The following is a 20,759-nucleotide window of genomic DNA, read 5'->3' as shown; positions in this document are numbered from 1 at the left end:
CGTCCCCGAGTACCGATCGGTATTGCGGCAGAACCTAGCGCGGCCACGGCTCCGGGGCAATGCCGGGCGGGCGATGGATTTGTCCCGTAAGCACCTGCTTGCCCGGATAAAAAACGCGTATAGTCTGCGGGAAAGGGCCGGAGGTCCGATTGCGGGAAGGGCAGCGCATATGAGAAGTTTCGGGGGTGGCAGGCTGTGGATCGGGACCCTGCTTTTATGTCTTCTTGCTTTGGCCGCGCCTGTTCCGTCGCTCGCGCAGAATGCAGCGGCACCACAGCCGGCGGCCCCGCCGCCCGACAAGGTTCGTGAGCTGATCCAGCTGATGAACGAGCCCGACGTCAAGCAATGGCTTGCCGCGCAGCTCAACAATCAGACTCCCCCGACCTCCACCGCCGGCGATCCGGAAGCCTCGGGAAATGGCCAGATGTCGGCCTTGTCCGGTCTGCTTGGTCATACACGCCGCCACCTCGAAGTGGTATCGGGCGCGGCGATGACGCTGCCCTACGAAGTCATGACGGCATCGGAAAAGCTCGAAGGTGAGGGCAGGTCGGTCGGTCTGCTCCGCATCACCATCCAGATCGTGATCCTCTTCTTCCTCGGGCTCGTGGCCGAGCTTGCGGCGGCGCGCTTCATCAATACAAGGCATATGCAACGCACCGAACGGGCAGCCGGCGTCGAGACCGAGTTGCAGGCGGCGCGGTTCCAGTTCCTGGGCGGTGTTGTGCCCGCCGTCATTCATGGTCTGGTGACGCTGGTTCCGCTCCTCGCTTTCGACTGGCCGCCGGTCATCGAAAACTTCGCCATCGCCTGCGTCATCGCACTCGTGTCGATCAGATTGGCCATTTCCATCGGCAAGCTTTTGATGGAGCTGATCTCCATGCGCCGGACGGATGATGTTCTGGACGAGGACGGCGGCGCTGCCCGCATTGCGGAACGTCGGCGCATAGCAACATACTGGTATCGCCGATGCAGCCTGTTCGTTGTCTATTTCGCCTGTGGCTGGGCTGTCATACAGGCCGTCGCGTCGCTCGGTTTTTCCACCGGCGCGCGTGACTTCATCGGCTACGCGCTTGGCATCGGCCTGTTCGTGATCGCGGTGGAAGCCGTGTGGTCGCGGCCCGCAGTGCCGGGAAAGCGAGGAAAGCGGACAATTTCCTGGCTGCTGACGATCTACTTCGCGGCTCTTTGGGGCCTGTGGGTGGCGGGCTTCGAAGGTCTTTTGTGGTTTGGTATCTATGCCATATTGCTGCCGCGCATTCTTTCGGTCTCCACCCGCGCGATCGAGGCATTGCATGATGCGGCCGAAGGTATTTTCGGTGCCGGAAAATTGGCGACTGTTCTTCTCGATCGTGGCGTGCGTGCGCTGATCATCACATTCGCGGCTCTTTGGCTCGGCCGGATGCTGGGGGTCGAAGCCCATGCGATGATGAGCGGCAGCGAATCGAATATCGGCCGCATCGCGCGCGGCATTCTCGGCGGTATCGTCATCCTTCTGGTCGCCGATCTCGTCTGGCAGCTGGCGAAAACCTATATCGACGCGAGGCTGATGGAATCCCTGCCCGCCGTCAGCGATTCCGAGGAGATGAGGGCCAGTCGCGCCAGGCTGCAGACGCTGCTGCCGATCTTCCGCAATATCCTGGCTGTCATCATCGGCATCATCGCCGTGATGATGGTGCTGTCCGGCCTCGGCGTTCAGATCGGGCCTTTGATCGCCGGTGCCGGCGTTGTCGGCGTTGCGGTCGGCTTCGGCGCGCAGACCATCGTCAAGGATGTCATCAGCGGCGTCTTCTACCTTTGGGACGATGCCTTCCGCATTGGCGAATATATCGAAAGCGGCAGCCACAAGGGCGTGGTGGAATCCTTCAGCCTGCGTTCGGTGAAGCTGCGCCACCAGCGCGGCCCGCTGGCGACGATCCCCTTCGGCTCGCTCGGCGCGGTCAACAACATGAACCGTGACTGGGCGATCGACAAGATCATCGTCAAGGTCACCTACGATACCGATCTGGTGAAGCTGAAGCGGATCGTCAAGGACATCGGCCAGCGCCTGCTCGAGGATGAGGACCTGAAGCCGAACATCATCCAGACGCTGAAGATGAAGGGCGTCGAGCAGTTCGGCGATTTCGCGATCGAGATCAGGCTGGCGATCACCGCCAAGCCGAACGAACTCTCCGTCATCCGCCGCAGCGCGCTGGCGCTGATCAAGCAGTCCTTTGATGAAAACGGCATCCAGTTCGCCTTCCCGACCGTGCAGGTGGCAAGCGACAAGGATGCGGCGGTCGCCGCTGCCCGGCAGCTTATCGAGATGCGGGCGGCAAATGTAGAGGGCGCGCAACAGGCGGGTTAAGGCCCGGAATCCAACCAGGGCAATTTTATATGAGGCACGTCGGCGCGCTGCGAGTTCCTTCTCCCCTCGGGGAGAAGGTGGCCCGAAGGGTCGGATGAGGGGGTGACCGGTTTGAATGCGGGGATTTTCGTGCTCTTGGCATTCCCCCTCATCCGCCTGTCGGCACCTTCTCCCCGAGGGGAGAAGGCGGACGCAGCAACGGCCTCATTTCTCATGCAATTGCTCCAGGATGGCTAACGCCGCCAAGAATTTCTCAGGCTTTGCGGGGGCCGCGAGCCTATCGCTTCGGCGCGGCAGTGCTGCCGCGCACGACCAGGGTGACGTCGATCATCTCGCGCTCGGTGGGTATAGCGTCGGCAAGGACTGCCTCTACCGCGCGGCGCGCGATCTCGGCAAATGGCTGGGCCATCGTCGTCAGGCCGGGTTCCACCATGCCGCCTTCCGGCACGCCATCGAAGCCGATGACGGAAATGTCCTGCGGCACCGAAAGGCCCTTTGCGCGCAGCCAGTTGATCGCCAGAAGCGCGATATTGTCGGACATGGCAAGGATCGCCGTCGGCGGTTCCGGCGCGGAAAACAGATGGTCGAGCCCGGCTTCGACGCTTGGCTTGTCGTTGAGCGTCTCATAGATCGGCAGGTCCTCGCGCCCAATTCCGAACGTTTCGAGCGCCTGCCAATAGCCGAGCGCACGATCGCGCGAGGTGGAATAGATCGCCCGCTCGATCCCGGCGACGTTGACCGGCCCGACATGATCGTCCGAGAGTTCGGTGGCGAGCACGCCGAAACGCCGATGGCCCAATTCCGCCAGATGCCGGGCCGCAACTGCAGCGCCGCCGAGATTATCGACGCTGATTGAGGGGATCGACCCGTCCTCGTCATTCAAGGCGAGCGCGACGAAGGGCAGTTGCCGTTCGCGCGTCAACTGCACCAGCTTCTCGCCGCCTTCCACGCAGAGCAGGATGAAGCCGTCCACCAGGGCGCTCTTGATGTTCCAGTCCAGCTTCTGCCGGTCCTTGGCCGAGACCAGGGCGAGACCCGTGCCGCTGGCATCGCAGACCTGGGACACCGCCGCCAGCAGCGCTCTGGCCCAGGGATCGTCGAAGAAATAGGCCAGCGGCTCGACGGCGGCGACGCCGATGGCATTGACTTTTCCGGCCCGCAACAGCCGCCCCGTCAGGCTCGGGCCGGCATAGCCGAGCCGTTTGGCCGTCTCGAGTACATGTTCGCGCACTTCCTCGCGCACCACTTCGGGCCGGTTGAAAACATTGGAGGCGGTTCCCTGCGATACGCCCGCCGCCTTGGCGACATCCGCGAGCCTGATGGTGCCCTTGGCCAATGAAAATCCTCCATCTGTTTCAGGTGGATATTAGCACGAACTTGTATCGGTTCAATTCTGCTTGACAATAGTTTTTCGAAGCGTACGATTGAACCGATTCAAGGCATTAATCCGAGTCGAATTTGAATCGATTCAAAAATTGAAGGATGAACCGATGCTGACCAACTATCTCTTCAAGGATCTCTATGATGAGCGATGGGGCGATCCCGCCAATCCAAACGCGGTAGACCCGCCGTCACCTGGGAACGAGCGCGGTATTGCTGGGCAAGGTATTCTGAGCCGCGTGGCAGGGCTTTTCCGCCGTCGCCGGGATCGTCCGTCAGCGTGGTCTTTCACGATTCCGAGCGAGACATCGGACACGGAAGGCGAGGCCGAGGTCCGGCGTCGCAGCTGCGACGAAGACCCGAAGTTCCTCGCGATCGCCAAAGCTCTGTCGCGGAATTGCTAGGGCAACACTATAGGTGTCGCTCCAGCGCCGGTCTCAGAAGCTTTCCTTGTAGGGCCTGAGATCGAGCTCCTGGGTCCAGGCCGAAGGATGCTGGCGATGAATGTGCCAGTAGCTCTCGGCAACGGCATCGATGTTCAGCAGGCCATCGGTATCCACATCCGGCCGGCGCGAGCGCAGCCGTTCCCCGTCTATGCCGCCATCGATGATGGTGTGGGCGACATGCAGGCCGAGCGGTCCGAACTCCCGCGCCATGCTTTGGCTGATCATTCGAAGGCCCGCCTTGGCGGCGGCGAATTGCGCAAAGCCGGCCTTGCCGCGCAGGCTGGCGGAAGCGCCGGTGAAGATCACCGTGCCACGGCCGAGCGGCGCCAGATGACGCGCCGCCTCGCGCCCGACAAGGAAGCCGCCGAAGCAGCAGACACGCCAGAATTCCTCGAATTGCGCTGCAGTGGCGGCGCGAAAGGCGATCTGGCGATTGATGCCGGCATTGAAGACAACCAGATCAGGCGGCGCGATGTCGTCACGCGGCGCGAAGGCGTGTTCGAACAGCTGGATCACCGCGGCTTCATCGGTCGCGTCGGTTTCGATAGCTTCCGCGCTGCCGCCGGATGCCTTGATGGTGGCGGCGACCTGATCGATCTTTGCCGGGGTCCGGCCGGCGATGACGACATGGTAGCCCTTGCTGGCGAGGAGCCGGCAGAGCGCGGCCCCGAGACCTTGCTCCGCTCCCACTCCAACGATGACGGCGCTTGGCGTGCTCATTCGGCGGCCTCCCTCGTATCGAGCCTCGGATAGTCGGTATAGCCCTCGACGCCACCGCCATAGAAGGTGGGGCGATGATAGGGGTTGAGGGGCGCACCGCGACGAATACGCTCCGGCAGATCGGGATTGGCGATGAAGAGACGGCCGAAAGCGATGGCGTCGGCATGGCCGGCGGCGAGCACGGCTTCGGCGGTATCGGGTCGGAAATTGCCCGCGGCGATCAGCGTGCCCGACCACGCCGGCCGGAACAATTCCGCGGCTGACGGCACGTTCTTGTGGTCGACCTCTGCCTGGCCCGCACCGCTGGCGCGCGGCTCGATCAGATGCAGATAGGCGAGATTGAGCTTGTCCAGCTCGCGAATGACATGCCCGTAGAGACGCAACGGATCGTCCTCGCCGCTGTCATTGGCAATGCCGAAGGGCGAAAGGCGGACGCCGACACGCTCCGAGCCCCAGACCTCGGAAACCGCCTCGACCACTTCCAGCAGCAGCCGCGTGCGGTTCTCGATCGAGCCGCCATATTGGTCGGTGCGCTGGTTCGTGCGGGCCTGCAGGAATTGCTCGATCAGATAGCCGTTGGCGCCGTGGATCTCGACGCCGTCGAAACCCGCCTGCTTGGCATTGGCGGCGGCCTGGGCATAGATGTCGATCAGGAGCGGCATGAGATCGATATCGATTGCCTGCGGCGTCTCGAAGGGCACGCGCTCGAACGTTGCCGTGAAGGCCTCACCCTTGGCGGCGATGGCGGAAGGGGCAATCGGCGGAGCGCCATCAGGCTGATGCGAGGAATGGGAGATGCGGCCGACATGCCAGAGCTGCAGGAAGATCCTGCCGCCCTTGCCGTGAACGGCATCTGTCACGGCTTTCCAGCCGGCGATCTGTTCCGGCGTATGAATGCCCGGCGTTGCCGGCATGCCCTGGCCGGTGCGGGAAATCTGCGAACCCTCGGAAATGATGAGCCCGCCCTCGCTGGCGCGTTGGGCATAATATTCGGCATTCAGTGCCGAAGGCACATTGCCTGGCTGGCTCGCCCGCATGCGGGTCAGCGGCGCCATGACGATGCGATGCGCCAGTTCATAGGGACCGACGGAAAGCGGCGAAAACAAATCGATTGTCATAAAATTCTCCTGCCTGGAGCCGAAATTGCTCCCCGGGGCGGAAGGGCCTGTCAGCGGCGATTCGGTCTCGGGAGTTTGAATAAGATGATGATCATCATTTATTCTAACAATCGGACGTGCGCAACTGAATCTGATGTCAGGTGGGAAGTTCGGAAAGAAAGCCGAGCAGGGCGGCATTGAACTGCGCTGGCCGCTGCAACGGGGCGAAATGGCTGACGCCGGGCAGGAGGATCAGCTCTGCACCGGGAATGTGCCGCGCGAGATAATCGGCGTGTTCCCGCTTGATGAATTCATCATGCTCGCTCTGGACGATGGCGACGGGCACGTCGATCTCAGCAAGATCGGCAATGGTGTAGTTCGGCTCCGTCCGCTGCATCAGGCCGACAGCCCCGACGAAGGCATCGAACTCGCCAGGCGTGGCGGAGAGGGCGGCATAATCCTTCGCATGACGGGAGAAGCAGCGCTCGATGATCGGCGTCGCCACGAATTCCTTCGTGCCGCTCGGGTCCATGTTGCAGGCAAAGAAGAAGACGCCGGACACGCGCTCCGGATGGGTTTTCCCAAGCACCATGCCGATGCAGGCACCGTCGCTCCACCCGGCAATGGCCGCCTTTTCGATCTTCAGCCTGTCCGTGACCGCCAGAACATCGGATGCCATCAGTTCATAGCTATACGGCCGCTCGTCACGCGTGCTGCGGCCATGACCCCGGCTGTCGACGACGATAACCTGATGACCAGCGTCGATCAGCGCCGGCACCTGATAGCCCCAATTGCCGCTGTTTCCGAGCCCGCCATGCAGGAGGATCACCGGAGCGCCGCTGCCATAGGAGGCATACCAAATACTGATGCCATCATGATCGATATGGCCCCCCGTCTCGGTGGGCGGCAGGGGTGCGACCCCCTCGGCTTCGAAGCGATGAAGCTCGTCGTCGTGAAATTCCATATCCACCTCCCATTGCGCCGTCTCCTGCCGACAGCCATGTGGCGAGACTAATCGATCCCCCTCCGGTTTTCCAACAGGGCAGTCGTCATGTCGTTGCCAGATGCTCGAAAAGATCGCGAGCCGGTGCCGGCAGGTCTTCGGCCGAGCGGACGCAAACCGAAAGCCGGCGGGTGGCCCAGCCGTCCGTAAGGCGCACAGCGGTGATTTTTGCGGATCGGCTGCAGCGGCGCGCCGCCGTTTCGGGCACGATGCCGAGACCGATGCCCTGGCCCGCCATGTCGCAGATGCTCTCGAACGTCCGCATCCGCACGCGCATTTTCAATCGGGTGCCGAGCCGGGCGGCTTGGGCGTCGATATGATCCTGCAGCGCTCCGCCCGCGAGCCCGATGAAATGCTCGTGCAGGATTTCCGCAAAAGCGATCTGCTTTACCGCCACCAGCGCATGTTCGCGAGACATCACCACCACCAGCCGGTCGATCGCGAAGGGCTGCAATATCAGGCCCGAGGTGTTGACGGCGCTGGAGAGAATGCCGATCTCGGCCAATCCGGCCGAAACGGCGCGTGCGATCTCTATGCTCTGGCGCTCCTTGAGGTCGATATCCGTCCGAGGGTGTTTTGCCATCCATTCGGCAAGGCGCGGCGGCAAATATTCGGCAATCGCCGCGGTGTTGGCGAGAAGCCGGATCGTCGCCCTGAGGCCGCTCGCATGTTCGCCGAGCTCGCCGCGCATCTGCGCCAGCTGCCGCTGAATCAGCCGGGCATGATGCGCCAGCGCCTCGCCTGCCGGCGTCGGGCGGATGCCGCGTCGCCCACGCTCCAGAAGCTGCACGCCGCCATTCGCCTCCATGTCGCGCAGCCGTTCGCTTGCGGCCGGCAGCGAAAGCCCAACATCAGCAGCCCCATGGGTGATGCTGCCGGCATCGACGACGGCAAGGAAGAGGCGAAGGTCGGTCAGGTCGAAGCGCATGGAGCGGAGAATACCGCATCTCCAGCCTTCGGCATAGCCGAAGTCTGCCTTCGCATCATCCGCATTGTGCCCGGCCTCGCGTCTGTTAGTGAAAGCGGATGATGGATCATTCGATATGGCTCGTCGCGGCGATCTTTGCGACCTTTTTCATGGCCGGCATTGTCAAGGGCGTCACCGGCATGGGCCTGCCGACCGTGGCGATGGGCGTGTTAGGTGCGCTGATCTCGCCGCTCGCGGCGGCCAGCCTGCTGATCGTCCCGTCCTTCGTGACCAATGTCTGGCAGCTTCTGGCCCGAGCTTCGGAGTGCTTGCTCGTCGCCTTTTTCTCTTGGCACTGGCTGTGATCGCCGGAACCTTCGCCGGCTCATATCTTCTGACTACTGGCGATACGCGCATGACCACGGTGGCATTAGGAGCCGCACTCATGGTCTATGCCGCTCACGCGCTTCTCGCCCGCCAGCTTCGCGTACCGCCGAAGCTCGAACCAATACTGTCGCCGATCATCGGCTTGATTACCGGTCTGCTGACCGGCGCGACCGGCGTCTTCGTCGTGCCGGCGGTGCCCTATCTGCAGGCGCTCGGACTGGAGAAGGAGGAGCTGGTGCAGGCACTCGGCCTCTCCTTCACCGTTTCGACGGTTGCGCTGGCTGCCGCACTCGCCTGGCATGGCGCCTTCCACCTCGATAATCTTGCGCTATCAGCCCTTGCAATCGTCCCGGCTCTCATTGGCATGTGGTCCGGCCAGGTCATCCGCAATCGCGTCAGCCCGGCCACGTTCCGCCGCTGGTTTCTGATCTGTCTCCTCGTGCTTGGCGCCGAGATGATCGTCAAAGCCTCTTTCTGAGGCGATCCTATATTACCTTCGTTCTCCGACATTCGCTGGCGAACGCCCTATTTCTCCTCCGGCACCTTCACGATAATCGTCTCGTCCGGGCCGATGGACCTGCCGTCCTGTGCCCGGATGTCGAGCTGCACCGGCTGTCCGCTTGCTCGATCCACCAGCAGCGAATGGTCCTCCGCCGGTGCGAAGAGGTGACGCTCGCCGAATTGCCGCAGCGCCACCATGACCGGAAAAAGATCCTTTCCCATCGCCGTCAGGCGATATTCCATGCGTGTGCCGCCCTCGCTTGTCGGAGCCAGTTCCAGGATGCCGCTTGCGACCAGCGTCCGCAGACGGTCGGTGAGAATATTCTTGGCGATGCCGAGGCTTTTCTGAAATTCGCCGAAGCGCGTCAGCCCGTCAAAGGCGTCGCGCACGATCAGGAGCGACCACCAGTCGCCGATGACATCGAGCGAGCGCGCGCTCGGGCAATAATCGCCTTTCAGGCTTTTCCGCGCGACCATCCGCTCAGCCTTCCCGATCTTTTGTCTGCAAGAATAGTTGCATGATTAAACCAATAATGTTACTCGATTTATAGTTTTATTATTAAACCGAAGAATCGGGAGCTTTGCAATGACGATCGATCAGGACGCGCCGCCGGCCGGCAGCGCGAGGGATGTTGTGCGCCTTCATTCCCTGCGAGAAGGCTCGCGTGACAGCGTCGGCTTCTCCCGAGAAACCACTTCCCCGCTGACGCGCGCGACGATTTTTCTGTTTGCCGTCGCAAGCGGCCTTGCCGTGTCGAACGCCTATTTCGCTCATCCGCTTCTCGATGTCATGGCCGATGATCTCAAGCTGTCGCGCACGGTTACCGGCCTGATCGTCGGCGCGACGCAGCTGGGCTATGGCCTCGGCCTGATCCTGCTGGTGCCGCTCGGCGATGTGGTCGATCGGCGCAAGCTCGTCATCGTGCAGTCGCTCTTAAGCGTTGCGGCACTCGTCTGTGTCGGCCTTTCTTCCAGCGCGGCAATGCTGCTCGCCTCCATGGCCGCCGTCGGCTTTCTGGCCGTGGTGACGCAAGCGCTGGTTGCCTATGCGGCGAGCCTTGCGCATCCAGCCGAGCGCGGCCATATCGTCGGCATGGTCACGAGCGGCATCGTGCTCGGCATTCTTCTGGCGCGTAGCGTCGCGGGAACGCTGACCGATCTCTCCGGCTGGAGGACCGTCTACATCGTCTCCGCCGTATTGACGCTGGTGATTGCGCTCCTCCTTTGGCGGGCGCTGCCTCGGCAGGAAAAGCTGAAGGGCGGCCTTTCCTATTTCGCTCTCATCCGATCGCTCGGGACGCTGCTCGTCGAAGAACCGGTCCTTCGCATCCGCGCCGTCATCGCCATGCTGATCTTCGCCAATATCACCACGCTGCTCGCACCGCTCGTACTGCCGCTGACCGCGCCACCTTACTCTCTGTCCCATACCGAGGTCGGCCTGTTCGGCCTTGCCGGCGCGGCGGGTGCTCTCGGCGCCATCAGGGCAGGTCGCTGGGCCGACCGCGGCCACGGTCAGCGCACTACGGGGATTGCGCTTGCCCTAATGCTCCTTGCCTGGCTGCCGATCTCATTGCTGGACTATTCGATCCTTTGGCTCATCCTCGGTGTCCTCGTCATCGATTTCGGCCTGCAGGCGGCGCACGTCACCAATCAGGGCATGATCTATCGTATCAGGCCGGACGCGCAGAACAGGCTCACCGCCGCCTACATGGTCTTCTACTCCATCGGCAGCGCCGTGGGATCGTCGACCTCAACCGTCATCTATGCCCATGCGGGCTGGATGGGCGTCTGCATATCGGGTGCGGCCATAAGCCTCGCAACGCTGCTCTTCTGGGCGCTGACCTTGCGGGCAACGCCTGAGGTGGCGACGCAAAGCGTCGGTCGCAAAAATAGCTAGCGTTCCGACGCGGAAGCCGTGCCCAGCTGCTCTTCCAGCAGCGAGAGCACCGCCCGAATCCGGGGCGGAACCGGCCTTGCTGCCGGATAGAGCGCATGCAGATCGAATCCCGGCACGGTGAATTCGGGCAGTAGGCGGATCAGCCTGCCGCTGGCCAGATCTTCGGCGCAGACCGGCTCTTGCAGGACGCCGATGCCGGCGCCATCGAGCAACAGGCGGTATAGCGGCCGCCAATGACTGGTGCTGAAGGCGATGTCGACAGTGGCAAGGTCGGTCCGCTTGTCCGGGCCGACCAACGGAAGCCGCCCGCTGTTGAAGAGGCCGGAGACCCGCAGGAAGGGGTGGTCGGCAAGCTCATCGGGCTTTATCGGCGTTCCACGCTCATCGAGATAGGCTGGTGACGCCACCAGTACGCGGCCGACATGGCCGAGCTTACGGGCGATGAAGCTGCCCTCGCCGAGATCGCCAAGGCGCAGTGAGATATCGACGCCTTCCGTCACGGGATCGACGATCCTGTCGTTGAGGATCAGCTCGATCTTGAGCAGCGGATGGCGCTTGCGCATCTGCAGCAGGATCGACGGCAGCAGGACCTCGCCGACGCCATGCGGCGCCGCGATCCTCAGCGTGCCGCGTAGCGGCTGATCGCCGTTTGCGACTGTCAGGGCATCGTCGGCACTTTCAAGCACCTGCCTGCTGCGCTCGTAGAAGGCGGCGCCGACATCGGTGACGGAAAGCTTGCGAGTGTTCCTAAGCAGCAGCCGCGTGCCGAGATATTGCTCCAGCCGATCAATCCGCTCGCTGACGGCAGGCTGGCCCATGCTGAGATCGCGGGCGGCGGCCGACATACTGCCCCTTTCCACGACTCTCACATAGACGCGCATCGCCACCAATAGATCCATGCGTGTCAATATATCGGCTCAGCCGATAAATAAAAGTGGATCATACCGCCTGGTGGCAGAGCCTTCTATCGCCGAAAACGGCACTCAATCACAAATCACAGGTCAGGCTCATGAACGATATCAGGCTTTACATGTTTCAATCGGGCACGCAGCGATGCAAGGCCCACGACATCAGAATGAACCAGGGAAACGGTGAGGAATATGAAATCCCGGTTCCCTGGTTTCTGCTCACCCATCCGAAGGGTAATACCATTATCGATGGCGGATTGGCCGCCGAGGGCATTGCCGATCCGCGCGGCTATTGGGGCGATGTCGTCGATAGCTATCAGCCCGTGATGACAGAGGGGCAGGGATGCGTCGCGCAATTGGCTAAGCTCGGCATATCCTGTGAAGAAATCCGCTTCGTTACGTTGTCTCATCTACATTCCGACCATAGCGGCGCCGTCGGCCGCTTCCAGAACGCGACCCACATCATTCAGCGCCGCGAATATGAATATGCCTTCGCGCCGGACTGGTTTGCCGCCGGCGCCTATGTCCGCCGCGATTTCGACCGCCCCGGATTGAAATGGCACTTCTTGGAGGGCGTTGCCACCGATGGTTATGATCTGTATGGCGACGGCGTGCTGCGGATGATCTTCACGCCGGGCCACAGCGTAGGCCATCAGTCCTTCCTCGTGCAACTGCCGAAGTCGGGTGCGATGTTATTGACGATCGATGCCGCCTATACGCTCGATCACTGGAACGAAAAGGCGCTCCCCGGCTTCATGGCGTCTGCCATCGACACGGTGAGATCAGTTGGTAAGCTGCGTGCGCTTGCCGAGCAGACTGATGCGATGGTGGTCACGGGGCATGATCCAGAAGTGTGGCCTGGGTTTAGACAGGCCCCGGCCTATTACGATTGAAGGCGCAATTGATTGCGCCGTGAAAGGCAGCCAAGCGGGATGGCTTCGAGCACCCATGGAACGACAAGCATGCGCATCCCTGCGTCGCACATCTCCACCCTAAAGTTTGGACAGCAGGGATCTGATCCGTTCGAGGTCATCGGGTGTTGCCGGATTGTAGACGACCATGCTGAGATCCGTGCGGCCATCGACCGAGAAGGCCGAATATTCGAATGCGAGCGGGCCGAGAACCGGATGGCGTATATGCTTGACGGCTTCGGTATGGGTGCCGGGAACGTCGTTATCACGCCACATCGCCCTGAATTCCGGGCTGATGCGGCAGAGTTCCGCAACGAAAGGCTCGATCTCCGCCGCAGCACCTGCACGGGCCGCGTCGACGCGGAATGCGCCCAGGGCAAAGCGGGCCACACTTTCCCAGTCATATTGCACGGCACGGGCGCGCGGATCGAGGAAGATGTAGCGCAGGATATTGCGCTCTTCCGCCGGCAGCGATCCGTAATCTATCAGCATGATGGTCGCCGCCTTGTTCCAGGCGATCACGTCCCAGGTGGCGGTTCTAATGAGGGCGGGGCAGGGGTCGAGGGCGTCCAGCACACGCTGCAGTCGCGGCGTCACGCCGTCATTTCTCCGATAACGCGCTTCCGGCGGACGGCCGAGGCCGAGCAGAAACAGGTGCTCGCGCTCCACCTCCGTCAGCATCAGCGCGCGGGCGATGCGGTCGAGCACGTCGGCGGAAGGTGCGCCGCCGCGCCCCTGCTCCAGCCATGTGTACCATGTCGGGCTGATATTGGCGCGCTGCGCCACTTCCTCGCGCCTAAGCCCAGGCGTACGCCGCCTTTCCCCAGCAAAGCCTAAGGCGGTTGGATCAAGCTTGGCGCGCCGGTCCCTCAGATAGGTCCCGAGGAGATTTTCCGTTTCGATGAGGTCGGTCATCCTGTTAGTGCTTTTACCATGATAAGATCACTACTTTACCAGAATAACCGATAGGCACAGATTTGTCTCCGACGAAATAAGGAGACTATGCCTATGCGTGTTTTTGTCACCGGCGCGACCGGAAACATCGGCTCGAATGTCGTGAGGGAGTTGATTGCCGCGGGTCATCAGGTGCTCGGCCTTTCCCGCTCGAAGGAGAAGGCTGTCGCGCTGGCCGCCGCCGGTGCCGAGGTTCTTCACGGCACGATCGAAGATCCGGAAATCCTGAAAAGCGGCGCCTCGCAATCGGACGGCGTCATCCATCTTGCCTTCAACCACGACTTTTCGAGATTTGCCGAAAATTGCGAGGACGACCGCCGCGTCATCGCAACGCTGGCCTCGGCGCTTGCCGGCTCGGCCCGGCCGCTGGTCATCACATCAGGCACGCCGATTGCCAATACGGTGCCGGGCGAACCTGCCAGGGAAGACAATGCAATCATGGGCGCCAACGTGCATCCGCGCGCAGCTTCCGAAGAGGCGGGGATTCTCGCCAGCGAGATCGGCGTCAATGTCTCGATCGTGCGGCTGCCGCAGGTGCATGATCCGGTCAGCCAGGGGCTCATTACGCCCCTGATCGAGATCTTCAGGCAAAGGGGCGCCTGCGCCTATATCGGAGAGGGGCTCAATCGCTGGCCGGCCGCGCATTTCTCCGACGTCGCCCGCCTTTATCGCCTCGTCGTCGAACGCGCCGAGCCGAATGCCAGATATCACGCGGTCGCCGAGGAAGGCGTGCCGATACGCGATATTGCCGAAACGATCGGCCGGCGCCTGAACCTGCCGGTCAAGTCGATCGGCAAGGAGGAGGCACAGGATTATTTCGGCTGGCTCTCCCTGTTCACCACGCACGACATGCCGGCCTCCAGCGCCAAGACGCGGCAAAAGCTTGGCTGGGAACCGACCGGGCCGACGCTGCTCGCGGATCTTGCCGAGCTGCGGGTTTCCGCCGCGTGATGCCGGCGCCCAGCATCTGATTTGCAGATATCCCAAGGCTCGGCCGATCCTGTCTGCCGAGCCTTGATCCTTTGCAGGCTGTGGCCGAGAAATTCTTTCATCGTCAGATGTAGGGCGTCCCCGCAAGTGTCGCCTCGACGCCGGTAAAGCCGCGCTCCATGATGCTCAACAAAGCTGTCTCAGGCTTTCCGTTCTCACGAAGAACGCGAAGCGCCTCGCTGTAGGCGACCACCAGTGTCGCCATCAGCATGGCTCCCGCCAGACGCGCGTCGGGATCGGAGTGCGGTCGCCCCACCGTCTCGGACAGCATCCCCGAGAGATTATCGGCGAGCGTCACCTGCAGCGTGCGCGCATGCGCCGTCAGCGTCGGGCTATCCGCCACCATGCGCCAGAACTGGATGGGCCGCTCGGTGATCCTGAACAGCGGATGTTGCGTTTCCACCAGCATGCGCATCAGCGCCTGGAAAGCACCGACTGGCGACTGGCGGCCACGATCGGCAAGCGCTTTGCGCACCAGATCCCGCACCTCGTCCTCGCGATCGAAGACCAGGTCCTCCTTGCGGCGGAAGTAGTTGAATACCGTTTTCCTGGCGACGTCAGCCTCGTGGGCGATATCGGCGACGGAAACTTTGTCGAAGCCGTGTTCGACGAACAGGCGCGTTGCAATGTCGGAGATCGCCTGACGCGTCGCCTCCTTCTTGCGTTCTCGGAGTTTGATTCGGTTTGACATGAAGATATTTATACCATAAGTAAATTTATACCGAGTGTAAAAATCGTACCATGATGACGATATCGGTGAAAACTACACAGGCTGGACGGATGGTTCTCGTGATCGACGATCGTTCGCTCGAAGCCAAGAATGCCGAGCACCCTGGAAGCGCTCTCGCTTGAGGAATTCTGCCTTGAAATATGATGTCCTGATCGCCGGAGGCGGACCTGTCGGCTTGTTTCTGGCCTGTGAGCTGCGCCTCGCAAATCTCTCGGTTCTGGTACTGGAGCAAGCCGAAGACCCGCGCTCGCCCTTGAAGCGCCTTCCGTTCGGCATGCGCGGCCTTTCGGCGCCCACCATCGACGCATTTTATCGTCGCGGCCTGCTGAACGAAATCGCGGCACCGCAACCCGCCAAGGATGGATCGGGCGGTGGCGGCGCTTCATCCGCAGCGCACTGGATGCGGCAGCCGCGCCGGCCGGGCGGTCATTTCGCCGGCATCCAGTTCTTTTACGATAATATCGACGCTTCGAAGTGGCCCTATCGTCTGCCAAGTCCGGCCGGCACCAGCATGATGGTCGAGATGGAGGCTCTCGAAGCCGTCCTAGCGACGCGAGCAGGCGCCATGGGCGTCGAGATCAGGCGCGGCCTGGCCGTCGAGGACTTCGAGGAGTCGGAGGAGGGCATCGTTGTCCGCGCGGGGGATGAAACTTTTCGCGGATCCTGGCTCGTCGGCTGCGATGGCGGCCGCAGCACTGTTCGCAAGGTTGGCGGCTTCGGGTACGTCGGCACCGATCCCGAATTCACCGGCTATTCCGCCGAAATCGAGATGGCGGACCCGGACAAGCTCCGTCCCGGCCGCCATTACACGGCGACGGGCATGTACACCTATGCGCCGCCCGGGACCATCACGATGGCCGACTTCGACGGAGGTGCTTTCAACCGCACCCAGCCGATTACGCTTGACCATGTGCAGGCCGTGCTGCGCCGCATCTCCGGCACCGACGTCACCGTGACGGCGCTGAAGCTTGCCACCACCTGGACGGATCGGGCCTACCAGGCGACCACCTACCGCAAAGGGCGCGTCCTGCTGGCCGGCGACGCGGCGCACATCCATTCCCCCTTGGGCGGCCAAGGCCTCAACCTCGGGCTCGGCGATGCGATGAACCTTGGATGGAAGCTTGCCGCGACCATCCGAGGCGAAGCGCCGGATGGCCTGCTCGACAGCTATTCGCTCGAACGCCACCCGGTCGGGGCGCAGGTCCTCGACTGGTCGCGCGCGCAGGTCGGGCTTATGCGGCCAAGCCCGAGCTCACGTGCGCTCGAAGCGATCATCCGCGATCTGATCGATACGCGTGATGGCGCGACCTATTTCGCCGAGCGCGTCTGGGGCGTTTCCCTCCGCTATGATCTTGGCGACATCAACCCGCTCGTCGGCCGCAGCGCTCCTGATTTCGAATTGGCCGACGGCAGGAGGCTCGGCGATCTCCTGAGAACGGGCAGAGGCCTGCTGCTGGACTTAGATGCCGGCGCACCGCTTGCAGCGCTTGCAAGCCGCTGGGGCGGCTGCATCGCCTATGTCGCCGGCAAAGCCAAGGATCAGCTGGGCTTGAGTGCTCTGCTTATAAGGCCCGATGGCATCGTCGCCTGGGCCGGCGGAGCTGCTTTCAACATCGGAGATGCTGCTCGGGCAGCGTCGCAATGGTTCGGCGAACCCAATAAGGCTCGCGGTCCTGCCTGAGACGGATGGCGTCCGATTGAAGCTTAAAACGAGACTGTGCGGGCTTGCGGCCTCCGCTGAGCGCAGCGTTTAGCGATCGACACCCGCAAGGTGCGGAGCCGGTTCGCAATACTCGATCAGCAATTCGGTGAGGACCCGTATCTTCCGTGCGGGATGCTGACCTGGCGGGCGGATGACATATGCACCGGCCGGAGGTGGTGGATGACGCGTCATGACCGGCATGAGCGCACCGGAAGCTATATGTTCATGGGTTAGGCAATCGGGCAGGTACGCGATCCCTAATCCCGCAGTCGCGGCGGCAACCAAAGCTATGCCATTGTCTGCCTTGAAGCGTCCCTGCGGACGAACCGTGATGATCTTGTCGCCATCCATGAGCTGCCAGCTTTCGGTGCCTTGCATGAGAGCCTCGTGCGCGACGAGTTCCTCCGGCGTTTCGGGTGACCCATGCGCCTTGATGTAGTCCGGGCTCGCAACAAGCTTCCCATGGATTGGTCCGACGCGTCTTGCGATCAAGTTGGAGTCCTGAAGATAGCCAACCCGTATCGCACAATCATACCCCTCCGTGATGAGATCGACGAAGCGATCGCTGTAGCACGTGTGGATTTGGAGCTGGGGGTGGCGCCGCGCCATTTCCGCAAGGATGGGAGCGAAGTGAGTTGGGCCGAAAGAAAGCGGCACGGCGACGCGCAAGCGGCCGCGAAGCTCGCCGGCAGGTAGGATTGTTTCCCTGGCCATGTCGATCTCGGCGCAGACTCTGGCTGCATAATCCCGGAAAGTGGCCCCGGCTTCCGTGAGGGCAGCGCCCCGGGTGGTCCGGGCAAGAAGCTGGACACCAAGTTCCGCCTCAAGCCGGGCGAGCCGCCGGCTGACGATTGACTTGGAGACGCCGAGCCGCAGCGCGGCAGGCGAAACTCCCCCGGCATCGGCCACTTCCACAAATGTCCGCAGCTCTTCGATGTCCATTTGGCGTTCCCCTTTCCGCGACACAGCTTGCCTTAGAAGGGTGCTACCGCATCTCGAACAGGAACGGCAATACTCGTTCCAGGCAACGTCGCCCCTGGCGCATGTCTCCCGCAAAACCAATGCCGCTCATATGCGGCAGCAAAGGATGTGATAATGACCTTTCGTAACGGCCTTGCTTCGCTTCTTCGTCCTGAAGACTCGGTACTTGTTCTCATCGATCACCAGCCTTACCAGCTTGCGAACCTGAACAGCCACGATCCACACATGGTGGTGAACAATACGACGGCGCTGGCGAAGGTGGCCAAGGCCTTCGGCGTCCCCACCATCCTGACCAGCGTGATTGCCGACCGGGGCGGGCTGCTCTTTCCCCAGATCACCGATGTGTTTCCTGGACAAGAGGTGATCGACCGGACGTTCATCAACACCTGGGAGGATCGGAAGGTCGTGGACGCGGTCAAGGCGACGGGCCGCAAGCAGCTGATCATCGCCGGCCTTTGGACCGAGGTATGCGTCGCGATGCCGACGATCCAGGCTCTCGGCGAAGGCTGGGACGTGACTGTTATCACCGACGCTTCGGGAGGGACTTCGGTCGAGGCCCATGAGGTCGCCATCCAGCGGATGATCGCAGCCGGCGCGAATATGATGACCTGGCTGGCGCTGGCTTCCGAATGGCAGCGTGACTGGGCCCGCACCGAGCATGCCGCCGAGCTGACGGACGTGCTCAAGCACCATGTCGCCGGCAGCGGCATCGCATATCTGTGGGAACAGCAGTTGCTCAACACGCCGGTGCCGAAGGTGGCGGGCTGATCTTGGCGGGGATGACGCGCGCTTAAGACGATTTATTGCGAACGGAATGATCGTTCATCGAGTTGCGCCGTCCCCGTCCGACATGCCGGCTGCCTATGCCTGAACGCAGGGCGGCCAGCGCGATCGACGACCACTTTCCAGCCATTCCCGGGCGTTGACCTATCGCAGGCCATTCACTAGCAGCCCGGCCTAGTCGTCGTCATCCGCGGCTCAGCAGATGAACCGCAAGTAGTGATCGATCTCGAACAAAGGACCTTGCAAAACCATCGACAACCGTTCGGCACAAGGTTGTCACCCATGTCCTAGGTACGTTCTGTTACCTATCTCTTCAGTATGGACAAAGGCCGATATAGCGGGCCAAAGCCGACGAAATGGAGAGCTACGTCTACGCCATAGCCCCACAAAATTAAGGCAAGAGCGAATGGCTACAATGGGGAGGAAAGCTGATCGTCTCCTTTTGGCGATTCGATCGCGTCATGAGCACGAGATGCGTGTCGCCTCGCATTAGTTGATGATTTCGCCTCGTTCGTCTGAGCGCAGTGCCGTCAGTCGTTCTCTCCACACCTGTAGTGCTTCGGGCGTCAATCTGGTCCAATGCGTGATTTCGCCAATGACCTTGAGCGGCGCGCTGCTGCGATACGACCGAGTGGGATTGCCGGGAAATTTCTTGTCGGTCACGTTTGGGTCGTTCTCGAATGTCCCGGTCGGCTCTACCACATAAACACGCGGGACTGCGCCGCCTTCGGTGAGTTCAGCCGCGATTTCAGCGGCAAGCCCGGCACCGTCCATAATGGCAGTGAAGTAGATGTGGTTCATCACCACTTCAGGACGATAGTTCGACCGGTATCCTGCGGTGAGGAAATCACCCACGCGCAAATCCGCGATTGTGCCATGAAAGAACGGTCCCTCGTCCAGCACTTCTGCCATCGTCACCGTCCTTATATTGTGAGTCTGCTTGTAGTCGGTGAGCTAAGCGGTGCCAACGTCCGCGATGAGGTCGCTTACGACCGTTGCTGATCTTCAAGTCATGTCAGGTCGCAGCGGTAGAATCATCGGTTTTCAGCGCCGCTTGGTGATGCGGTGTTCGGCGGCAATATCGCGCTATAAAGGGAAATCGCGGTGAATGGCGGACAAGGTGGGATTCGAACCCACGGTACGCTTTCACGCACACACGCGTTCCAGGCGTGCGCCTTAAACCACTCGGCCACCTGTCCATCTGCACTTTCGCATCCGATAAAGGAGCTATTGTGGGAACGGCGCGATATATACCGATGAATTTTCTAGGATCAACCCGAATCTGACAGTTTTTTGACTTCTGGACAAAAAACTCTGCGTCTCGTCCCCATTGCGCTTATTCCGCGCGCAAATTATCTAAAGAGAAGATGAGGCGGCGTAAGACCGGCTGGCCCGAAAAGGCTGGGCGGAGTTGAGTATCCGGAGGGGTTCATGCGTTTCCTATTGCGTTTTGCCAGCCTTGTCGCACTGGTGGTGGCGGTCATCGCCGGCACCATCGATTCCATTCAATCCGTTGCCGCTTCTGCCGTGGTGCTGACCCCGATGGGCGATGCGTGGAACGACGTCAGCCCTTCGTCGCTGGCAAGGGTCCGCTCGGTAATCGCCTATTACGTCCATCCCCGCTTCTACGACATGGCGATGCAGTGGCTGCTGTTTCAGCCCGCTTTCGCCGTCTTCCTGGTTCTCTCGCTGCTGCTGTGGATGGTCGCCTACAAGCGCCGGCCGGCAGCCGGACGCTTCAGCGCATGAGGGGATCGCAGGGCGATCTTGGGCCTGTGCCATTCAGGGAATTCGACATTGTCGGAGGGTGTTTGGCAGCCGGCCCATAGCGTCGTCACGAATGGTAGAGCTCGCGATTGCGCAGCGCCGATCAGCTGTTCTTCTGACCAATAAAATTGCAGTTTCAGGCCGAAATTGTTTAAAAAACAGCTCGCCAGAATGGGTTTTCAGCAATTCCCACAAATCTTTACCAACTGAAAAATTTCTCGTGAATTTTTCGTGCAGCCATGCAAGGATGCGCGCCAGCTTGGCCTCGGGGGAGGCCGGCAGTTCCGCAGACATGCCCGGTCAACGGGCTTGCGGGAGGACCCAACAAGATAGAAACAATAGGGCTGCAAC

The 20,759-nt window shown here is 61.6% G+C and carries 20 protein-coding genes, 1 tRNA gene and 1 pseudogene; 9 read left to right on the top strand and 13 right to left on the bottom strand.

Features of this window, described 5'->3' with window-relative positions; genetic code table 11:
- The first annotated feature begins 169 nt into the window (after positions 1-169).
- Positions 170-2,344, top strand: coding sequence for a mechanosensitive ion channel family protein (locus tag ACPYOP_RS12245; protein ID WP_481410660.1), 2,175 nt, complete (start codon positions 170-172; stop codon positions 2,342-2,344).
- Between the two features lie 277 nt (positions 2,345-2,621).
- On the opposite strand, the gene ACPYOP_RS12240 is transcribed toward ACPYOP_RS12245, so the two are convergent.
- Positions 2,622-3,680: a LacI family DNA-binding transcriptional regulator gene (locus ACPYOP_RS12240; RefSeq protein WP_481410659.1), complete on the bottom strand. Its 1,059-nt coding sequence runs from the start codon at positions 3,678-3,680 to the stop codon at positions 2,622-2,624.
- Positions 3,681-3,768: 88 nt separating this feature from the next.
- Here ACPYOP_RS12240 and ACPYOP_RS12235 point away from each other — a divergent pair, with 88 nt between their 5' ends.
- Positions 3,769-4,128 carry a hypothetical protein gene (locus ACPYOP_RS12235; protein ID WP_481410658.1) on the top strand — a complete coding sequence of 120 codons (360 nt, stop codon included), beginning with the start codon at positions 3,769-3,771 and terminating at the stop codon, positions 4,126-4,128.
- A 33-nt stretch (positions 4,129-4,161) separates the two neighbouring features.
- Here ACPYOP_RS12235 and ACPYOP_RS12230 read toward each other — a convergent pair whose 3' ends face one another.
- From ACPYOP_RS12230 to ACPYOP_RS12215, 4 genes are all read right to left on the bottom strand, one after another.
- Complete coding sequence (locus tag ACPYOP_RS12230) at positions 4,162-4,890, bottom strand: SDR family NAD(P)-dependent oxidoreductase (RefSeq protein ID WP_481410657.1); 729 nt, start codon at positions 4,888-4,890, stop codon at positions 4,162-4,164.
- Complete coding sequence (locus tag ACPYOP_RS12225) at positions 4,887-6,008, bottom strand: alkene reductase (protein ID WP_481410656.1); 1,122 nt, start codon at positions 6,006-6,008, stop codon at positions 4,887-4,889. The genes ACPYOP_RS12230 and ACPYOP_RS12225 overlap by 4 nt, the downstream gene beginning before the upstream one ends.
- A gap of 136 nt (positions 6,009-6,144) precedes the next feature.
- Positions 6,145-6,951, bottom strand: coding sequence for an alpha/beta fold hydrolase (locus tag ACPYOP_RS12220; RefSeq protein WP_481410655.1), 807 nt, complete (start codon positions 6,949-6,951; stop codon positions 6,145-6,147).
- 85 nt (positions 6,952-7,036) lie between these two features.
- Positions 7,037-7,918, bottom strand: coding sequence for a LysR family transcriptional regulator (locus ACPYOP_RS12215; RefSeq protein ID WP_481410654.1), 882 nt, complete (start codon positions 7,916-7,918; stop codon positions 7,037-7,039).
- Positions 7,919-8,016: 98 nt separating this feature from the next.
- Between ACPYOP_RS12215 and ACPYOP_RS12210 the strand changes: the two are divergent.
- Positions 8,017-8,762, top strand: a pseudogene (locus tag ACPYOP_RS12210) (sulfite exporter TauE/SafE family protein).
- A 47-nt stretch (positions 8,763-8,809) separates the two neighbouring features.
- Here ACPYOP_RS12210 and ACPYOP_RS12205 read toward each other — a convergent pair.
- Positions 8,810-9,262, bottom strand: coding sequence for a winged helix-turn-helix transcriptional regulator (locus ACPYOP_RS12205; protein WP_481410653.1), 453 nt, complete (start codon positions 9,260-9,262; stop codon positions 8,810-8,812).
- A gap of 109 nt (positions 9,263-9,371) precedes the next feature.
- Here ACPYOP_RS12205 and ACPYOP_RS12200 point away from each other — a divergent pair, with 109 nt between their 5' ends.
- On the top strand, positions 9,372-10,682 hold the full coding sequence (locus tag ACPYOP_RS12200) for an MFS transporter (protein ID WP_481410652.1): 1,311 nt from the start codon (positions 9,372-9,374) through the stop codon (positions 10,680-10,682).
- On the opposite strand, the gene ACPYOP_RS12195 is transcribed toward ACPYOP_RS12200, so the two are convergent.
- A complete protein-coding gene (locus ACPYOP_RS12195) occupies positions 10,679-11,563 on the bottom strand; it encodes a LysR family transcriptional regulator (protein WP_481410731.1) in 885 nt (294 codons plus the stop codon). The genes ACPYOP_RS12200 and ACPYOP_RS12195 overlap by 4 nt on opposite strands.
- Before the next feature lie 128 nt (positions 11,564-11,691).
- On the opposite strand from ACPYOP_RS12195, the gene attM reads away from it, so the two are divergent.
- A complete protein-coding gene (gene attM / locus ACPYOP_RS12190; protein ID WP_481410651.1) occupies positions 11,692-12,483 on the top strand; it encodes an AttM family quorum-quenching N-acyl homoserine lactonase in 792 nt (263 codons plus the stop codon).
- A gap of 99 nt (positions 12,484-12,582) precedes the next feature.
- On the opposite strand, the gene ACPYOP_RS12185 is transcribed toward attM, so the two are convergent.
- Positions 12,583-13,416: a helix-turn-helix transcriptional regulator gene (locus ACPYOP_RS12185; RefSeq protein WP_481410650.1), complete on the bottom strand. Its 834-nt coding sequence runs from the start codon at positions 13,414-13,416 to the stop codon at positions 12,583-12,585.
- 93 nt (positions 13,417-13,509) lie between these two features.
- Here ACPYOP_RS12185 and ACPYOP_RS12180 point away from each other — a divergent pair, with 93 nt between their 5' ends.
- Positions 13,510-14,406: an SDR family oxidoreductase gene (locus tag ACPYOP_RS12180; protein WP_481410649.1), complete on the top strand. Its 897-nt coding sequence runs from the start codon at positions 13,510-13,512 to the stop codon at positions 14,404-14,406.
- Between the two features lie 103 nt (positions 14,407-14,509).
- Here the strand turns inward: ACPYOP_RS12180 and ACPYOP_RS12175 are convergent, their stop codons facing one another.
- On the bottom strand, positions 14,510-15,136 hold the full coding sequence (locus ACPYOP_RS12175; protein WP_481410648.1) for a TetR/AcrR family transcriptional regulator: 627 nt from the start codon (positions 15,134-15,136) through the stop codon (positions 14,510-14,512).
- 172 nt (positions 15,137-15,308) lie between these two features.
- Here ACPYOP_RS12175 and ACPYOP_RS12170 point away from each other — a divergent pair, with 172 nt between their 5' ends.
- Positions 15,309-16,856, top strand: a complete 1,548-nt coding sequence (locus ACPYOP_RS12170; RefSeq protein ID WP_481410647.1) for an FAD-dependent monooxygenase — start codon at positions 15,309-15,311, stop codon at positions 16,854-16,856.
- A 69-nt stretch (positions 16,857-16,925) separates the two neighbouring features.
- On the opposite strand, the gene ACPYOP_RS12165 is transcribed toward ACPYOP_RS12170, so the two are convergent.
- The gene (locus tag ACPYOP_RS12165; protein WP_481410646.1) at positions 16,926-17,819 is read right to left on the bottom strand and encodes a LysR family transcriptional regulator; all 894 of its coding nucleotides are present in this window, start codon (positions 17,817-17,819) and stop codon (positions 16,926-16,928) included.
- A 153-nt stretch (positions 17,820-17,972) separates the two neighbouring features.
- Between ACPYOP_RS12165 and ACPYOP_RS12160 the strand changes: the two genes are divergently transcribed.
- Positions 17,973-18,626, top strand: a complete 654-nt coding sequence (locus ACPYOP_RS12160) for a hydrolase (RefSeq protein ID WP_481410645.1) — start codon at positions 17,973-17,975, stop codon at positions 18,624-18,626.
- A 504-nt stretch (positions 18,627-19,130) separates the two neighbouring features.
- Here ACPYOP_RS12160 and arr read toward each other — a convergent pair.
- Together arr and ACPYOP_RS12150 are read right to left on the bottom strand one after the other, a co-directional pair.
- Positions 19,131-19,553, bottom strand: a complete 423-nt coding sequence (gene arr, locus ACPYOP_RS12155) for an NAD(+)--rifampin ADP-ribosyltransferase (protein ID WP_481410644.1) — start codon at positions 19,551-19,553, stop codon at positions 19,131-19,133.
- Positions 19,554-19,750: 197 nt separating this feature from the next.
- Positions 19,751-19,840, bottom strand: a tRNA-Ser gene (locus ACPYOP_RS12150).
- Positions 19,841-20,072: 232 nt separating this feature from the next.
- Between ACPYOP_RS12150 and ACPYOP_RS12145 the strand changes: the two genes are divergently transcribed.
- A complete protein-coding gene (locus ACPYOP_RS12145) occupies positions 20,073-20,390 on the top strand; it encodes a hypothetical protein (protein ID WP_481410643.1) in 318 nt (105 codons plus the stop codon).
- 33 nt (positions 20,391-20,423) lie between these two features.
- Here the strand turns inward: ACPYOP_RS12145 and ACPYOP_RS12140 are convergent, their stop codons facing one another.
- A complete protein-coding gene (locus ACPYOP_RS12140; protein ID WP_481410642.1) occupies positions 20,424-20,702 on the bottom strand; it encodes a hypothetical protein in 279 nt (92 codons plus the stop codon).
- Positions 20,703-20,759 lie beyond the last annotated feature (57 nt).

Source organism: Rhizobium sp. KNZ2-6A (genome assembly GCF_056755475.1).
Note: the sequence above shows the minus strand (reverse complement) of the source record. Positions and strands in the feature narration are given on the sequence as shown.

What these genes read in the sequence shown, in the direction of transcription:
- ACPYOP_RS12205 (WP_481410653.1), bottom strand. Translation starts at nt 9,262, where the DNA reads ATGGTCGCGCGGAAAAGCCTGAAAGGCGATTATTGCCCGAGCGCGCGC.
- ACPYOP_RS12145 (WP_481410643.1), top strand. Translation starts at nt 20,073, where the DNA reads ATGCGTTTCCTATTGCGTTTTGCCAGCCTTGTCGCACTGGTGGTGGCG.
- ACPYOP_RS12185 (WP_481410650.1), bottom strand. Translation starts at nt 13,416, where the DNA reads ATGACCGACCTCATCGAAACGGAAAATCTCCTCGGGACCTATCTGAGG.
- ACPYOP_RS12140 (WP_481410642.1), bottom strand. Translation starts at nt 20,702, where the DNA reads ATGTCTGCGGAACTGCCGGCCTCCCCCGAGGCCAAGCTGGCGCGCATC.
- arr (WP_481410644.1), bottom strand. Translation starts at nt 19,553, where the DNA reads ATGGCAGAAGTGCTGGACGAGGGACCGTTCTTTCATGGCACAATCGCG.
- ACPYOP_RS12215 (WP_481410654.1), bottom strand. Translation starts at nt 7,918, where the DNA reads ATGCGCTTCGACCTGACCGACCTTCGCCTCTTCCTTGCCGTCGTCGAT.
- ACPYOP_RS12160 (WP_481410645.1), top strand. Translation starts at nt 17,973, where the DNA reads ATGACCTTTCGTAACGGCCTTGCTTCGCTTCTTCGTCCTGAAGACTCG.
- ACPYOP_RS12165 (WP_481410646.1), bottom strand. Translation starts at nt 17,819, where the DNA reads ATGGACATCGAAGAGCTGCGGACATTTGTGGAAGTGGCCGATGCCGGG.
- ACPYOP_RS12245 (WP_481410660.1), top strand. Translation starts at nt 170, where the DNA reads ATGAGAAGTTTCGGGGGTGGCAGGCTGTGGATCGGGACCCTGCTTTTA.
- attM (WP_481410651.1), top strand. Translation starts at nt 11,692, where the DNA reads ATGAACGATATCAGGCTTTACATGTTTCAATCGGGCACGCAGCGATGC.
- ACPYOP_RS12180 (WP_481410649.1), top strand. Translation starts at nt 13,510, where the DNA reads ATGCGTGTTTTTGTCACCGGCGCGACCGGAAACATCGGCTCGAATGTC.
- ACPYOP_RS12195 (WP_481410731.1), bottom strand. Translation starts at nt 11,563, where the DNA reads ATGCGCGTCTATGTGAGAGTCGTGGAAAGGGGCAGTATGTCGGCCGCC.
- ACPYOP_RS12220 (WP_481410655.1), bottom strand. Translation starts at nt 6,951, where the DNA reads ATGGAATTTCACGACGACGAGCTTCATCGCTTCGAAGCCGAGGGGGTC.
- ACPYOP_RS12175 (WP_481410648.1), bottom strand. Translation starts at nt 15,136, where the DNA reads ATGTCAAACCGAATCAAACTCCGAGAACGCAAGAAGGAGGCGACGCGT.
- ACPYOP_RS12200 (WP_481410652.1), top strand. Translation starts at nt 9,372, where the DNA reads ATGACGATCGATCAGGACGCGCCGCCGGCCGGCAGCGCGAGGGATGTT.
- ACPYOP_RS12230 (WP_481410657.1), bottom strand. Translation starts at nt 4,890, where the DNA reads ATGAGCACGCCAAGCGCCGTCATCGTTGGAGTGGGAGCGGAGCAAGGT.
- ACPYOP_RS12225 (WP_481410656.1), bottom strand. Translation starts at nt 6,008, where the DNA reads ATGACAATCGATTTGTTTTCGCCGCTTTCCGTCGGTCCCTATGAACTG.